At 63.6% G+C, this 15,881-nt stretch carries 11 protein-coding genes; 3 read left to right on the forward strand and 8 right to left on the reverse strand.

Annotated elements, in window-relative coordinates; all coding sequences use genetic code 11:
- Positions 1-307 precede the first annotated feature (307 nt).
- The 4 genes from N7422_RS26550 to N7422_RS26565 are packed head-to-tail and all read right to left on the reverse strand — an operon-like array spanning position 308 to position 5,947.
- Positions 308-775, reverse strand: coding sequence for an SRPBCC family protein (locus N7422_RS26550; protein ID WP_279809313.1), 468 nt, complete (start codon positions 773-775; stop codon positions 308-310).
- Positions 776-805: 30 nt separating this feature from the next.
- A complete protein-coding gene (locus N7422_RS26555; RefSeq protein WP_279809314.1) occupies positions 806-4,234 on the reverse strand; it encodes an amino acid adenylation domain-containing protein in 3,429 nt (1,142 codons plus the stop codon).
- A 10-nt stretch (positions 4,235-4,244) separates the two neighbouring features.
- Positions 4,245-5,174 carry a diiron oxygenase gene (locus N7422_RS26560; protein ID WP_279809315.1) on the reverse strand — a complete coding sequence of 310 codons (930 nt, stop codon included), beginning with the start codon at positions 5,172-5,174 and terminating at the stop codon, positions 4,245-4,247.
- Entirely contained in the window at positions 5,171-5,947 is a 777-nt protein-coding gene (locus tag N7422_RS26565; RefSeq protein WP_279809316.1) for a DUF3050 domain-containing protein, read from the reverse strand. Before N7422_RS26565 ends, N7422_RS26560 begins: the two co-directional genes overlap by 4 nt.
- Here N7422_RS26565 and N7422_RS26570 point away from each other — a divergent pair.
- Entirely contained in the window at positions 5,946-6,272 is a 327-nt protein-coding gene (locus N7422_RS26570) for a hypothetical protein (protein WP_279809317.1), read from the forward strand. The two genes, N7422_RS26565 and N7422_RS26570, sit on opposite strands and share 2 nt — an antisense overlap.
- A 279-nt stretch (positions 6,273-6,551) precedes the next feature.
- Here N7422_RS26570 and N7422_RS26575 read toward each other — a convergent pair whose 3' ends face one another.
- Both N7422_RS26575 and N7422_RS26580 read right to left on the reverse strand, forming a co-directional pair.
- Positions 6,552-7,109, reverse strand: coding sequence for a thioesterase domain-containing protein (locus N7422_RS26575; protein WP_279809318.1), 558 nt, complete (start codon positions 7,107-7,109; stop codon positions 6,552-6,554).
- Positions 7,110-7,188: 79 nt separating this feature from the next.
- Positions 7,189-7,881 (reverse strand): GntR family transcriptional regulator, encoded by a 693-nt coding sequence (locus N7422_RS26580; RefSeq protein ID WP_279809319.1) that lies wholly within the window; start codon positions 7,879-7,881, stop codon positions 7,189-7,191.
- 269 nt (positions 7,882-8,150) lie between these two features.
- Between N7422_RS26580 and lapG the strand changes: the two genes are divergently transcribed.
- Together lapG and lapD are read left to right on the forward strand one after the other, a co-directional pair.
- Positions 8,151-8,852, forward strand: coding sequence for a cysteine protease LapG (gene lapG, locus N7422_RS26585; protein WP_279809320.1), 702 nt, complete (start codon positions 8,151-8,153; stop codon positions 8,850-8,852).
- Between the two features lie 10 nt (positions 8,853-8,862).
- Positions 8,863-10,809 carry a cyclic di-GMP receptor LapD gene (gene lapD, locus N7422_RS26590; protein ID WP_279809321.1) on the forward strand — a complete coding sequence of 649 codons (1,947 nt, stop codon included), beginning with the start codon at positions 8,863-8,865 and terminating at the stop codon, positions 10,807-10,809.
- A gap of 80 nt (positions 10,810-10,889) precedes the next feature.
- Here lapD and N7422_RS26595 read toward each other — a convergent pair whose 3' ends face one another.
- A complete protein-coding gene (locus N7422_RS26595; RefSeq protein ID WP_279809323.1) occupies positions 10,890-11,231 on the reverse strand; it encodes a tryptophan synthase subunit beta in 342 nt (113 codons plus the stop codon).
- Positions 11,232-11,392: 161 nt separating this feature from the next.
- On the reverse strand, positions 11,393-15,881 hold a 4,489-nt coding region (locus N7422_RS26600; RefSeq protein ID WP_279809322.1), incomplete at its 5' end, for an immunoglobulin-like domain-containing protein.

Genomic DNA, 15,881 nt, shown 5'->3' on the forward strand with positions numbered 1-15,881 from the left:
GTGGGGTTTCCCCATGTGAGAGTAGGTCATCGTCAAGATTCAAATCCAAAGCCCCTGATCGCGATGCGGTCGGGGGCTTTGTCTTTTCCGGGTAGGCACTGCACTGGGTCGAGTCTACAGGAGCGGGTTTACCCGCGAAGCAGTACCGTGGGGCATGGCTCCGGGCTTATCAGTGATAACGAGTAGACCTGGCCTCACAGGTGCTCGCGAAGTCGATGAGATATGTTTTGCCCCGCACGCAAAAAGGCCGCTCCTGATAGGAAGCGGCCTTTTTGGCTTTTGGGGTATGGAGGCCCCGATGGCGTTATCAGCTCAGCAGGTTACGCACATTCCCCATCGCCTCATCGGCAAGCCCCTGCAGGAACGCCTGGAAGCCAGGCAGCGCTTGCGGCCCGCCCTCCCAAGGCTCGGCCTGGATAGTCCAGGTGGCACGGCTGTGACTGGCATCGATCGCCTGCACTTGCATGGCGGCCCACAGGTTGCCAATGTTCAGGCTGGTATAGATCAGGCTCCAGGTCATGTTCATGGCCTGGTCGTCGCGCGAATTCAATTGCTCGATCACGACGTTGCCATCCTTGAACAGCTTTTTGCGCACCGAGCGTACGCCGCTACCCGTCATTTCGATATGCGCCAAGGCGGGAATGAACACCGGAAAACCGGCGAAATTGCCCACGATATTCCACACGCTGGCCGCTGGTGCGGCGATGTCGACACTGGACACCACCAGGCAGCCTTGCGGATTGCTGATCAGGGTATCGGGCTTGAGTGCTTGCATGTCGTGTTGCTCCTGTTGTGTATGAAAGGGTCAGATGAAGCCGATGTCGGCCAGATAGCGGCAGCCGCGGCGTAACAGCTCCGGGCTCTTGCTTGGATAATGGGTGCCCATGCGATTTACCCCGGCACGGGCGTTGTCGTGGGCAATACCTGAGATGTCGCCGATGTCTTCCTCGAACCCGTCGAGGTAGAAACCCAGGACGTCATACAGCGCGTTGTCGCGGTCTACCTGGCCAAGCTGGCGTTGCCACTGCTCGATGCTGACCAGCTCGAAGGCATGCCCCTGCTCACGGAACGACGCCAGATAATCCCGCCAGCGCAACGGCTCGGGGTTGTGCAGGTTGAACACGCACTGCGCGGCTTGGTGTCGGCTGGCGTGGAAGGCGATGAAGCGGGACAGGAAGTCCACGGGCATGAGATCGAAGTCGATTTCCAGCCCCGGCACCTGGCCTAGTTGCAGCGACCCCTTGAGCATCAGCATCAAGCGGTTGCGTGATGGCTGGCAGGCCCCGGTGCGGCTATCGAAGGTGATGTTGCCCGGGCGGAACACGTTGACCCAGACCCCCTGCTCGCGCGCACGGCTGAGAATGCGTTCGCCGACCCACTTGCTCAGGTTGTAACCGTTACGGATATAGATCGGCGGCGTATTCGCCGGATCGCTCTCCAGCACGCGACCATCGTGGTCCACCGCGCTGCATGCGGACAGCGTCGAGACGAAGTTAAAGATCTTCTTGCGTCGTCCCTCGCACAGACGCAGGCATTCGAACAGGGGTTCGATGTTGTCGGCGGCCAGCACCTGGTAATCGAGGACATGGTTGACCTGCGCGGCGTTGTGCAGCAGCGCGCCATATTCGCTGTCCAGGTAGTCATAGTCGGCCTGGGCCAGCCCCAGGCGGGGCTTGCGCAGGTCAGCCTCGAACACCCGTACCCGGCTCAGGTCGAGGGTGATGCGGTTTTCGTGCTGGGACTGCGCGAAGCGCTCGCTGGCAGTCATGCCATTGGTGCTGCGCACCAGGCAGGCGACTTCGCTGGCCCCCCATTCCAGCAGGGCCTCGACCAGGTGAACACCGAGGAAACTGTTGGCACCGGTGACGATCACCTTGTGCACATCGCCCAGGCGGTCCACCGGCAATACCTGCAGGCCCAGCTCGCGATTGGCATCCTGTTCCAGACGCGCCAGGGAGGTCTGCAAGGCATCATCGTCACCGTCGAGCAACGCGCCGAGGCGTTGCAGGGTCGGTTGTTCGATAAAGCGGTTGATCGCCACGCCGCGGCCGAAATGCTGGCGTATCTCCAGCAGCAGGCGCGACAGCAGGATCGAGTGGCCGCCGAGATTGAAGAAGCTGTCGTCGATGGAGATATCGGCTTCCGGCAGCTCCAGCAATTCGCTCCACAGGCCACGCAGGCGCTGTTCGGTGGCGGTCCGCGGTTGCAGCCGCTGAGTCGATGGCAAGGCCAGTGGTCGGATCGATAGCGCGTGACGGTCGACTTTGCCGTTGGCGGTGTACGGCATCTGCTCCAGCGCCTGGTAGAACATCGGGCGCATGTAGTCGGGCAGGTAGCGTTCGGCATGCTCGCGCAGCCGCTCCTCGGCATCGTCCTGCTCGGGATGGGCCACGAAGGCGAGAATCCGCCGCTGTGCGTCGATGACCACGGCCACCTGGCCGAACAGTCGGCTGTCACGCAGGCAGTGCTCGATCTCCTCCGGCTCGACACGGAACCCGCGGATCTTCACCTGATTGTCGCGTCTACCGCACAGCTCGATGCCCTGCTCGGTCCACTTGCCTATGTCGCCTGTGCGGTAGGCGCGCAGCGAGCGGCCATCAGGCAGTGCAAGCGCGATGAAGCGTTCAGCGCTCAGCGTCGGATTGTTCAGATAACCGATCCCGACCCCCGGGCCGGCGATATACAGCTCGCCGGGTACCTGTTCCAGCACCGGCTGTAACGCCTCGTCGAGGATCAGCACCTGGGTATTGGCGATCGGCAGCCCCAGGTTGCGATTACCATCACGGGCGCCGAACACTCGGGTGGTGGCCAGCACGGTGGTCTCGGTCGGGCCATAGATATTGTGCATGCGGCACTGCCCGGCCAGCCGGGCGATGACCTCCGGTTCGCAGACATCGCCACCGGTGATCAGGTGTCGCAGGCCCAGATGCGTATCGCGCGGCAGGATGCTCAGCAGCGCCGGCGGCAGGAACGCGTGGCTGATTTCCTGGCTGTGGATAAGTTGCACCAGTTGCTGTGGATCACGCCGCTGGTCTTCGTTGGGCAGCACCAGTTCGGCGCCGCAGATGAAGGTAGGCAGGATATCCAGCAGGGAGGCGTCGAATCCGATGGTGGAAAACTGCAGGACCCGGCTGTTTGCGTCCAGCGCCACGTGCTCGCGGTACCAGGCGCTGAAGTGTGCCAGGTTGCGCTGACCGAGTAGCACGCCTTTGGGTTGGCCAGTGGTGCCGGAGGTATAGATCGCTGCGCAGGGCTGTTCTGCATGGGTTTCACGCAGGGTCAGATTGGGGAGCGGATCTTCCAGGACCTGCGGCAGGCCACGCACGTCCAGCTGGAAGATATCCACAGGCCCCTGGCCGTCGTGCAGCAGCACGCAGGCATTGGCGTCCTCGAGGATACGTTGCCGACGTTCGCTGGGAGTGGCCGGGTCCAGGGGCAGGTAGATGGCCGCGCAACCCAGGACCGCCAACAGGCTGGCGTAGAGTTCAGGCGACTTGTCCATGCACACCGCAACGACCGGCTGCTGCCCGGCGGCAGGCAGCAGCGGCAGCAAGGCGCGCTGGATGCCGACAGCACGGGCATGTAGCTGGTGGTAGCTGTAGCGTTGGTCACCCTGGTTCAGGGCGCAGGTTCCGGCGTGCTTGCGCAGGCTGTGCTCCAGCTGTCCGACCAGGCTGCCCTCGGCCTGTTCCAGCAGGTCGGCACGCAGCGTTCGGTTGAACGGATGCCGGTAGGCCAGGCCCTCGAGCCAGTCCAGGCCATGTTCGCGTTCCTGCATGCCGGGGCTGACCGCGGCTGCGTCCTGCAGGTACTGCGGGTTACGGGCATGGCGGGTAATGTGCAGTGCCAACCGGTCGGCCAGGGCCTGCCGGGCGTCCGCACGCAACTGTTGGCCATTGCCGGAAACCGGCGAGGGCAGGCTCACCCGATCGATCAGGCGCTGGGCGCCGGCACTGCCGCACCAGCACAGGATCTCCAGCCGTGGCAGGGTCTCGGCGAAGCTGGCACCCAGGCGCAGCCTGAGCAGTGGCGTGTCGCCCAGCGATTGCCAGTCGTTGCTGCCAAGGGCCAGGCTACCGTCTTCCACCACCAGGTCAGGGCCGGCAGCCAGCTGGCGGCGCACGGCTTCCCCGCAATCGGCCATGGTGGTGCCGTGACCATGCTCGTCGAGCAGGTGGGCAAATTCCCCCAGGGTGGGGCTGGTACCCACCATGAGTATGTCGAGGCGTCTCATGGAAATATCCTCAGGGCAGGTAGTCACGCAGCGCTTCCTGCACGCAGGTCGACTCGAGCATCGAGCTGCTGCGGAAGAAGCGCAGGATGTTGCCCAGCAATGGATGCTGGTGATTGATCGGATAGGCCAGGCCCTGCGCTTCCTCGCGCAGGGCCTGGCGTACCGCCTCGCTCACCGGCAGCGCAGCGATCAGGGCGAAATCGAAGGCTTGCTGGATGTCGTTGGTCAGGTACTGGCGCAGGAACACCGGCAGTACCTCGGCCAGCGCCTGGCGATCGGCTTGCGGCGCTGCCTGCCAGTAGAGGCGGGTCAGGCGGGCCCAGAAAGTCGAATGCCGGCCTTCGTCGAGCAGGTGGTCGGCCATCAGCCCCTTCACCGAAGGCTTGACCGAGTCGTCGCGGGCGAATGCCGCGACATCGTCGGTCAGGGTGTTCTCGGCGATGCCCACGCAGATCAGCTCCAACGCGTCGCGCAGGGCTTCAGGCACCTGTTCCAGCGCGGCCGGGATGGCCCGGCTGAGTTCGATCTCCTGGGGCAGGTCGATCGGCTCGACACCGGTCAAGGCGATGGTCTGCTGCAGGAAGTCCATGGCCACCAGCGCGTGGTAATCCTCGTCGACGACGACGGTCATCGCGTCATAGCGGCAGGCGAACGGGAAGCGCACGGCGAAACGGTCCTTGGCGATGCGCCGGGCGGTGCGGTCGACGATCTCGGTTTCGAAGATGACCACGTCGTTGATGAACTTGTAGAGGCTCTGCACCAAGACGAAATCGCGCAGCTGCGGGCATTCGCGCTGGAACGTCGCGCCGAGCACCAACGGTTGGCGGCTGAGCGGATAGATCAGCCGCTGGTCGTCCTCCACCCGACGGCGGGGCCGGGTGCGGATGGTGGCGCGCTCTTCCCAGGCATCGGCGAAGGAGCGGTATTCAAGGGCGCTCATGGGGTGACCTCGGCAACCGGCGCCCGCAGCGAGGCGCGCAGGCGGTCCCACAGGGCCATGCGGCTGTCCACCGCGGCGATGGCGGCCACGTACACATCCTCCTGGCGCACCGGGTCGTGGTCGACCAGGCGGGCCAGCAACTGCTCGGCGGCGGGGCCATGGTCTTCGGAGTCGACTTCGATATGGCGTTGCAGGTAGTAGCGGAAGGTCGGTGCCTGCTCGGTGCCGATGCCCCATTCATCGAGGATCTGCTGGAACATCATCGGGATCACGCTTTCCCGGCCATGCAGGAAGGCGGCCGCGACGCGATGGGCCGGAGCGTCCAGGGCCACTTCGAGGGTATCGCGGACGAAGTGTTGCGCCGCTTCGCTGGCGCCGGCGCGCTGCAGCGCATCGATTGCGTTGACGCCTTGCTGCTGCAGGGCGATGAAGCGTTCGATGGCCTGGGTGCTGGCGCCAACCTCGCGCATGGCGTCCAGGTACAGCTCGAAGTGACTGTAGTGACCGTGATCGAGACGGTCGTCCGACTCCTCCCCCAGCACGATCTCGTTGATCAGGCGCGCGGCGGCGGGGTCTGCCGGCGGCAGCCAGGGAAGGCTGACGCAGGTGAGTTCCTGTTGCAGGCGCTTGGTCAGCGACATGAAGTCCCAAACGGCGAATACATGGGTTTCCATGAATTGCCGCAGGGTGTTCAGTGAGTCAATTTCAGAGAATAGCGGATGACGCGAGAGTTCATGTTTCTTGTCGGAAAGCGCGCGCTTCAGTGTGCTCATGGAAGTGTCCTTTGTTATCGGGTTCAGGAAGTTGGAAAAAACAGTGCAAGTTCGAGTGTTGATAAATTTCGAGCGAGTGGGTGCCTCGAATGAAATTTCGATTTCGAACGCTGTGCAAAGGCTGCCAAGGCTTGACAGGACTGGCGCTCACGGTGGCGCCGGGCCGCCTATGGCTGGCGATATAAAAGTTAGAACAACTTCAAAGTTGCTCGCAATTGTTTTTTTAATTATTTATTTTTTTGTTTTTATTTTGGCGAAAGTTGCCCGTATAAAACTTCCTGAAAGTTTTATTTCGGCAATAAGTGCCCCTTCCGATAACTGCTGATCAGAAAAACATACGCAGAGTGAATGCCTCACTCGGAGCACTGATGAATGGAGTGGGGGAGGTGTCAATGTTCAGGGGCGGCTGATCGCATACGGTCCTTGCCCCGGTGGCAGACTCCTTCTGCAGATGGATGAAAAGGCAGTCGGCCAGGCCCGCTACTGATAATCAGCGGCCGCTGCGGGGGAGTAGAGTGTGCCCAAAATGCTGGCACTGCCATGGCCTGCGACGGGCCAGGCAGTGGAAATGCCCGACTCCGGGCAGCAAATGCGGTGGCAAAGCCTAGAAGCTGAGCAAGCCGAGGTGGGTGTTGAAGATGCGTACCAGACGCTGGTTGAGCAGTGAGCCGTCGGCCGAGGGTGGCGGCAACTCGATCAGCTCAAGCTCGCGGCGGGCCAGGGCGTGCCAGCCGAGCATGGCGGCCATTGATCCAGGGGGGTAGAGCACGGTCATGGGCACGTGAATGGTCGAGGTGACGGCGAACTCGGGGCTGTCACAGCTTGAAACAAACAAGTGACGGGTTAGCCCTGGGTATTTGTCTTGCGCCAGCTGGGTCAGCGCCAGGGCGATATGCGCACCTAGCGTCTGGCCGAAAACGGCATGCGGTTGCGAGAGAAAGGGCTGGAGCTGCTCGGCCAGGATCCTGACCAGGGCAGAGGGTGGGGGCGCGCAGGCAAGCGTGTCGAGCTGGACCGAAGACAGTACGTCCACGGCGATCAGCTCGACAGGATCGCTGAGCGTCTGAGCCCAGGTCCGGTACTGGATCAGTTGCTGCCGGGTGCAGGCCAGGCAGATCAGGCGGATCCTGGACGATTGTTCGGGCGTCGCTTCCTGTCGCATCTGCACTGCTGTTCCTTATTGCCGGGTCACGTCCCCGGAACAACGCAGCCAGAAGAACTGGCCGTGTGTTGGCGCTGGATCAGTCGGCCGCTTGCCGATCGAGGTAGCGTCTGATCGTGCGGGCAGCATTGTTCAGGTGCGCTTCCAGCAACGCGATGGCCTCGTCCACCAGTTTGTCGCTGGCGGCATCGACCAGGGCGATGTGGTCGTCCTGGGTGAGCTTGCCCAGGCCCATCGAAGACAAGTGGAAGCGCAGGAAACGCTCCTCCTCGTTGAGCTCGATCTCGATCATGCGCAGCAGCTTCTGGTTCTTCGCCTTGCTGTAGAGGGCCATGTGGAACAGGCGGTTGAGGCGGCCGATCTCGGCGTGGCGCGTCTCGTTCTCCAGCTGACGGATATAGTCCCGGGCCTTGGCGATGTCGTCGGCTTCGAGCAGAGGAATCGACTGGCGCAGGGCCTCGGTCTCGAGGATCACCCGCAGGGCATAGGTATCGACCGCATCTTCGCCGATCAGCGGCGCGACCACCGCGCCTTTGTGCATGACCACCTGCAACAGGGACTGGGCCTCGAGCTGGCGCAGGGCCTCGCGCACGGGCATGCGGCTGACGCCGAACAGGGTGGCCAGTTCCTGCTGGCGCAGGGCCGTGCCCGGGGGCAGGCGGCCGTCGAGGATAGCGCTGCGCAGGCGTTCTTCGATGACACCGCGGGCAAGGTGCGGCGGGACCTGCTCGCTACCCAGCACGGTGCTCAGGAGTTTGGGTTTCTCAGCCACGCGGGGTTCGCCTCGGTAACATGAAAATTGGATCCAATAACCCTAGTGAGAGAGGGGGGCGCTTGTCAAACGGATTGATCGCAGCCGCGACGAAGCGCGGGCACGAAACGCGGCTATCGTGAAGCAAGACGCCAGCCTTGGGAAGCCGGACAAGCGCACCGCCCCTTGTACGAAGAGGGTTTGCCGACAGTTGGCAGCATGATCGCACGGTGCCATTGTCTTTTGCCTCATCTGCCCGCACCATCGCTGCTTTCGATTGATCTGAACGGGTGTTCGCAGTGGCGATACCTTGGACCCTCCATGCGACCGCGCGCCGTCTAGGGCTTGCCCTGCTGCTTGGCTGCCTGCTGCTGGGCGGCACCCAGGCAGACTGGGACTTTTCCCAGATCAGCCGTCGGGCCCAGGCGCTCTATGGCCCGCTGGGCGTGGGCCAGGGGCGCATCGATGCCTGGCAGAACCTGTTGGCGACCCAGAAGCAGGGCAGCGAGCTGGAGCAGTTGCAGGTGGTCAACCTGTTCTTCAACAAGCAGCTGCGTTACGTCGAGGATATCGACCTGTGGCATGAGGTCGACTACTGGGCCACGCCGGTCCAGTCGTTGATCAAGGGCGCGGGCGATTGCGAGGACTACGCCATCGCCAAGTACTTCAGCCTGCGACGCATGGGCATTCCCGCCGAAAAGCTGCGCATCACCTACGTCAAAGCCTTGCGCCAGAACCGCGCGCACATGGTCCTGACCTATTATTCAAGCCCACAGGCCCAGCCACTGGTGCTCGACAGCCTGATGGACGCGATCAAGCCGGCCAGCCAGCGCACCGACCTGCTGCCGGTGTATGCCTTCAACGGCGAAGGCCTGTGGCTGACCGGCGCCGCCGGCAACAAGAAGGTCGGCGATACCAAGCGTCTGTCGCGCTGGCAGGACTTGCTGAAGAAAATGCAGGCCGAAGGCTTCCCGGCCGAACCGGTTTACTGAAGGAGCACAGATGTCACTGTTCAAACAATTGCTGCTGGCCATTTGCCTGTTCCTGGTGGTCGCCTTCAGCGGCAGCTTCATGGTCAGCCTGGAAAGTTCGCGCAGCCAGTACGTCAACCAGCTGCGCTCCCATGCCCAGGATGCGGCCACGGCGCTGGCGCTGTCACTGACGCCGAACATCGACGATCCGGCGATGGTCGAGCTGATGGTCAGTTCGATCTTCGACAGTGGCTACTACTCGAGCATCAAGGTCATCGACCTGGGCTCCAACGCCGTGCTGGTGGAGCGCCATGCCGAGCCTGACAGCGGCGGGGTGCCGGGTTGGTTCATCCACCTGATCGGCCTGGAGCCGGCCGGAGGCGACGCCATCGTCAGCCGTGGCTGGCAGCAGGCGGCGCGGGTCGAAGTGATCAGCCATCCGATGTTCGCCCTGGCCAAGCTTTGGCAGAGCGCCCTGGGCAGTCTGGGCTGGCTGCTGCTGTGCGGCGCGGTGAGCGCGGTGCTCGGTGCGCTGCTGTTGCGTCGCCAGTTGCGCCCGCTGGACTACATGGTCGCGCAGTCCCACGCCATCGCCCGCCGCGAGTTCCTAAGCCTGCCGGAGTTGCCGCGCACGCCCGAGCTGCGTCGGGTGGTACAGGCGATGAACCAGATGGTCGAGAAGCTCAAGGCGTTGTTCACAGAACAGGCCGAGCGCAGCGAGAGGCTGCGCACCGAGTCCTATCAGGACAGTCTGACGGGCCTGGCCAACCGGCGTTACTTCGAGATGCAGCTCAATGCCCGGGTCAGCAACGTGGAAGAAGGGCGTGCTGGATACCTGCTGCTATTACGGGTACAGGACCTGGCCGGCCTCAATGCCCGCCTGGGCGGCCAGCGCACCGACCAGCTGCTGCAGGCGGTAGGCGAGCAGTTGCGCCGCACCTGTGCGAATTTCCCGGAAACCAAGGACCTGATCACCCGCAGCCGCGGTGGCGAGTTCGCCGTGCTGGCGCCGGGCATGGTCCACGATGAGGCGATCCACCTGGCCCAGGCCCTGGAGGCCACCCTGCAGAGCCTGCACGAAACCGGCGCCAGTGATGTCGACCCGGTGGCCTGCATCGGCCTTGCCCCCTTCACCCCGGGCGATGCGCCGCAGGCGCTGCTCAAACTGGCCGACGAGGCGTTGGCCAGAGCCGAGAGCCAGCCTGCGCCGGGCTGGGTCTGCCTCGAGCAGGGTGCCGCAGGCCAGGCTGCCGACAGTCATCACGCCTGGCACACGCGCCTGGAGCAGGCGCTGGCCAAGGGGCAGTTCCAGCTGTTCTTCCAGCCCGTGGTGGATGCCAAGGCCCCGGAGCGGGTGCTGCACTACAAGGTCATCTCGCGCTTGCACGACGAGCAGGGCGAGGCCCTGGCCGCCGGCCGCTTCCTGCCATGGCTGGAGCGTTTCGGCTGGATGGCGCGGTTGGACCTGCTGGTGTTGGAAAAGGTGCTGAAGCACTTGCATGGGCATGGCGAGTCGCTGGCCCTCAACCTGTCGGCGGCAACCCTGGCCGATCCCAAGGCGCTGCAGCGGGTGTACGAGCTGTTGGGGCAGAACAGCGCACTGGGGCCGCGGCTGACGTTCGAGATCGGCGAGGAGCAGCTGCCCGAGCAGTCCGTGCTGGAGCAGCTGACCCGGCGCCTGCGCGGGCTGGGCTATGGCCTGGCGCTGCAGCGCTTCGGTGGGCGTTTCAGCATGATCGGCAACCTGGCCCACCTGGGGCTGGCCTACCTGAAGATCGACGGCGGCTATATCCGCAACATCGATCACGAGCGACACAAGCGCCTGTTCATCGAAGCGATCCAGCGCGCGGCGCACAGCATCGACCTGCCGCTGATCGCCGAGCGGGTGGAGACCGAAGGTGAGCTGAAGGTGTTGCGGGAGATGGGGGTGCAGGGGATCCAGGGGCAACTGGTGGGTGAGCCGGCGCCCTGGCGGTGAGCAGCCCTGTGGGAGCGGGTGAAGCCGCCCCCACAGGATATGCGTGATGCTGTTGCCCGTTTGAAACTAATGGGCAGTGATCAGATCAACCCGCCATCCTCGTCGTCCTCGATCAGGTTGTTCAGGCTGCCCAGCGCCTTGCGCGCGGTGGAGCGGTTGAGCAGCTTGGCCTGAGCGCCGGGCGGCAGGTCGGTGATGCTGAACACGCCCTTGGCGGTCAGCACCTCGATCAGGTCCTCAAGTACCCGGATCATGTCCAGGTCGCTCTGTTTGAGCTGCCTGAGGCTGTTCTCCACGAGGTCGTCGGCGAACCAGTCCCGGATCTCGGCATCGTCGGCCGGCAGGGTGCCCGTGGATTCGGCAAACTCGGCGGCCTCTACCCGCAGCAACTGGCCGGTGGCGTCACGTTGCACGTAGAACATGGCGGCATCCCTCGTCACGATGATTCCTTGTTGGTAGTCAGCAGCATAGGCAAAGTTCACCGGGCCTGTAGGCCCGGTGCACGAGTATGCGCGTGAAGTGCTGGCTGGAAAAGCCTGCCCCCCGATGCGACGGCCGTTTCCGGCCGCCATCTCGGTGAGGATCAGCTGTTGGAGTTGTCGATCTTGATGGTCGGGTCGGCGCCGCTGATCAACGAGTTGATCGTGGTGTTGGACCAGTTGACACCTTCGAGCTTGATGCTCACGTCGGCATTGGCCAGGCCGCCGGCGGCGTTGAGCTTGCCTTCGGTGCTGACCTGCAGGGTCGACTCGCCATTGACCGTGGTGATCTTCAGGAAGTTGTCGATGGTGCTGGCCTTCTCGCCCTGGAGCAGGTCGCTCAGGTCGAGGCGGTCGCCTTCCTTGACGTTGAAGTCCTTGATCACGTCGTTGCCCAGGTCGCCGGCCTTCCACACGAAGGTGTCGGCACCGGTGCCGCCGGTCATGATGTCATCCCCTTTGCCGCCGATGAGGATGTCATTGCCGGCACCGCCGAACAGGATGTCGTTGCCTTCACCGCCGAGCAGCGTGTCGTTGCCGGTGCCACCGAGCAGGATGTCGTTGCCCTTGCCGCCGTCGATGTAGTCGTTGCCACCCTGGCCGAAGATGATGTCGTTGCCATTGCCGCCCAGCAGGGTGTCGTTGCCATCGTTGCTGCGCGAGATGTCGAACTCGGAGTAGTTCTCGGTGATGTACTTGTGCATCGCCCGCGCATCCACGTCGCCCGCTTCCACGCCCAGCTTGTTGGCGACGAAGCCGCGGATCGCCTCGACACCGGTGCCGGCGATGCCGTCGAAGGTCATCAGGTCGCCGAAGATGATGTCGTTGCCGTCGCCGCCATTGACCGTGTCGTTGCCCGGCTGGGTGACTTCGGTGTGGCCGAGGATAGCCTCGGCCAAATTGCTTGGGTCGATGTTGGTCTGGGGTTTGCCGTCGGTGTCGAACGGTTTCAGGTCGTTGGTGTTCACGCCGCTGTTGAGGCCGATGGCCTCGACGGTGGACAGGCCCGAGAGCAACTTGAAACTGTCCAGCGAGTTGTTTTGAGTGGCACTGTTAGTGTCGTAACCGAGGCCACCGCGCGACGACAGTTCATAGCCGCCAACACCGTCGGCGCGAATGTCGCCGGACAGCGTGGTGCGCCAGCTCCCCCAGTTGTTGGTCTGTACGGTCAGCGTGCCGTTGCTGTCGATGGTGATGTAGTTGGAGTTGTCCAGGTACTTGCTGACCGTCATCCCCGGCTTGTAGTTGATGGAAGCGAGGTAACTGTCGAAGCTGGACCCGCTGGTGCCCAGATTTGGGTTGCCCTGCTCGCCGGACTGATAGTAGGTCGGCTTGCCATCGGTAATGAAGAATGTCTGGTTGCTGCCGGTGTTGCCAGCGTTCTTGAGCGACTGGAACCAGTTCGCCGTGGTCTTGAAGGCGTCCTCGTAGTTGGTGCCGCCGTCGGCTTTGAGCGTGCTCAATGCATTGAGCAACTGCTGCAGGCCAGCATCGTTCAGCGTGACCGCGACGCTGCTCTTGACCTGGGTGGCGAAGTCCACCAGCAGGATGTTCACGGTGCCCGACTGATCGCCCTTGACGCTGGCGGCCAGGGTCTTGAACACCGACTCCATGGACTTCTTCGCCGCGTCCACGCCGGAGGAACCCATGCTGCCCGAGGTGTCGACGATGAAGGCCAGGTTGTAGTCCTGGCCAGGTACGACGTGCAGGCCGCTGACGTCGGAGACCACTACATCGTTGCCGTCGGTGCCGGTGATGTTGTCGCTGTCCGAGGACAGGTTGCTGGTGTTGTAGGTCTGCGGGTAGACCGTGACCTTGATGGTGCCTTCGCTGGTCGCGGTGCTGCCGCCGACGCTTTCGGTGGAGGTCGAGCTGACCTTCACGTCGAACTGGCCGTGGTAGTAGGCCGGCGGCTTGATGGTCAGGCTGCCGAGGTTCCAGCCGGTCACGTCCACCGCGTCCTTGCCGACGGTGAAGGTGTGGCCGGCGTTGTCGGCGATCACCGAACCTGCCGGGATACCGCTGAGCTTGACGCTCAGGCTTTCCGAACCGTCGGTGTCGGTCAGGTTGGTGCTGATGCCCACCAGCTTGACCGGCGCGCCGTTCTCGCTGCCTTCGTTGAGCTTGTAGCCGTCGTAGTAACCCTGGTTGTTGCTGCCGTGCAGGTCGCCGACGGTCACGCCGGCGTTGGCCAGATCCTTGACGCTCGGGTACAGCGGAATGTTCGAGGTGTTGAGGTCGGTGACCGCGCCGTTGCCCACCTTGATGTTGACGTCCAGGCTGCCGGGGCCGGACTGGTTGGCGTTGTAGATCTCCAGGGTGTAGTAGCCGCTGGTGGTCGGGGTGAAGCTGCCGGAGATGGCGCCGCTGGCATTGCCCCAGGTGCCGCTGGCGACGTTCTTGCCGCCCACGACGATCTGCAGGCTGTCATCGGCCGTGCCGCTGAACGAGTAGGTCTTGCCGGCTTCCAGGTAGATCAGGCCGGAGGTCTTCGAGCCGCTGCCCGGGGTCACGGTGGCGACCGTGTCGACACCGGTGACGGTCTCGCTCTTGCTGGCGTTGCCGGAGTTGGCGAAGACGTTCTTCAGCGTGTCGCCGGTGATGCCGTTGCCATTGCTGCCCAGGCCAGTGAGGCTGCTCCAGGTTTCCTTGAGCAGGCCGATCGAGTTGACGTTGTTGTTGCCGATGTTCAGGTCAGGCTTGTCGGCCACAGGCGTGATATCGACCTTCATGGTCACTTCGCCGCCCGCGTTGGTGCCGTCATTGGGTTTGTACTTGATCTGCGCGTAGTCGGCCTGCTTGTTGCCCACGCCGGTGCCGCCGTAGCCGTCGACGCCCGACTGGTTGGCCAGCGGTACGAACTTGAGCTTGCCGGCGGCGATATCGGCCTGGCTGATGTTCTGGTTCAGCGAGACATCGACCCACGAGGTGCCGTTGAAGAACTTCAGGCTGCCCAGATCCGGCAGCTTGCTGATGGTCACCGACAGGCCGGTATTGCCATCGGCGTCGGTGACGTTGAAGTCGCCCCACTTGAACACGTAGTCGGTGTCTTCGCTGCCGGTCACCGCGCCACCGGTCGACACTGGCGCGTGGTCGTTGTCGATGATGGTGGTGGTGACACTCGATTTGCCCGAGTCGACCTGCAGGTTCTCGAAGCCGCCGCCGGTGGCGCCGCTGATCTTGACCGTGAAGTTCTCGGAGCCTTCGACCAGCTTGTCGTCGATGGTCTTGATGTCGAAGTTGGTACCCGTGCTGCCCGCCGGGATCTTCACGGTGACCACGCCGGTGAAGTCCTGGCCGTCGGTGGCGGTGCCGCTGTAGGTCAGGGTGATGGTCACCTCAGACTTCGACGGGTTGCTCAAGGTCAGGGTGTAGTGGGCGGTGTCGCCTTCGGTCACCGAGGTGTCGCCGCTGATGCCGACGGTGGTCAGGTCGCCCTGGCCGCTCGGCTCGTCGGTCACGGTGGTGGTGAGGGTGTCCTTGCCGAGGGTCAGCTTCTCGAAGTTGTCGCCACCGCTGACCGATTCGATCTTGTTGACGATGCTCGGCTGGCCACCGACGTACACGTCGTCCTTGGCGGTGATGGTCACGGTGCCGCTGGCGCTGCCCGCGGGGATGGTGACCTTGGTGCCGTCGGACAGGGTGAAGGTCAGGCCGTTGTGGCCGGTGACCGACAGGCCCTGGGCGTTGGTCAGGGTCACGGTGTAGGTGAACTGGCCGCCTTCGCTGACGGTGGTCTTGTTGGCGGTCAGGGTCGCGACGACTTCACTGATGGTGTCGGTGATCTGCACGGTGGCGTTGCCACCGAGCTCCAGGTTCTCGAAGGTCTTGCCCGTGACGGTCGCGTCGGTGATGCCGACGGTCAGCGAGCTGCCGTCCTTGAACACGTCATCGCCTTGGGCGGCGGCCTTGTACTCGACCTGGGTCTGGCCGGCCGGGATCACCACCTTGGCGCCGTTGGACAGGGTGACGGTCAGGTCGTGGTCGAGCTTCTGGCTGACCTTGACGGTGAAGGCTGGCTGCTGATCCTCGGTGACACCGCCGTTGCCGACGATGGTCACGGAGACCTTGTCGCCCTGGTTGCCGGTACCCGTGCCAGTGCCGCTGCCCGGCTCGTCGGTCACGGTGGTGGTGAGGGTGTCCTTGCCGAGGGTCAGCTTCTCGAAGTTGTCCGCGCCGGTGACGCTTTCGATCTTGTTGACGATCGAAGGCTGGCCGCCGACGAACACATCGTCCTTGGCGGTGATGGTCACGGTGCCGCTGGCGCTGCCGGCCGGGATGGTGACCTTGGTGCCATCGGACAGGGTGAAGGTCAGGCCGTTGTGGCCGGTGACCGACAGGCCCTGGGCGTTGGTCAGGGTGACGGTGTAGGTGACCTGGCCACCTTCGGTGACGGTGGTCTTGTCGGCCGACAGGGTCGCGACGACTTCACTGATGGTGTCGGTGATCTGCACGGTGGCGTTGCCGCCGAGTTCCAGATTCTCGAAGGTCTTGCCCGTCACGGTGGCGTCGGTGATGCCGACGGTCAGCGAGCTGCCGTCCTTGAACACGTCATCGCCTTGGGCGGCGGCCTTGTATTCGACCTGGGTCTGG

It is taken from the genome of Pseudomonas sp. GD04091 (assembly GCF_029836165.1).
Taxonomy (GTDB): domain Bacteria; phylum Pseudomonadota; class Gammaproteobacteria; order Pseudomonadales; family Pseudomonadaceae; genus Aquipseudomonas.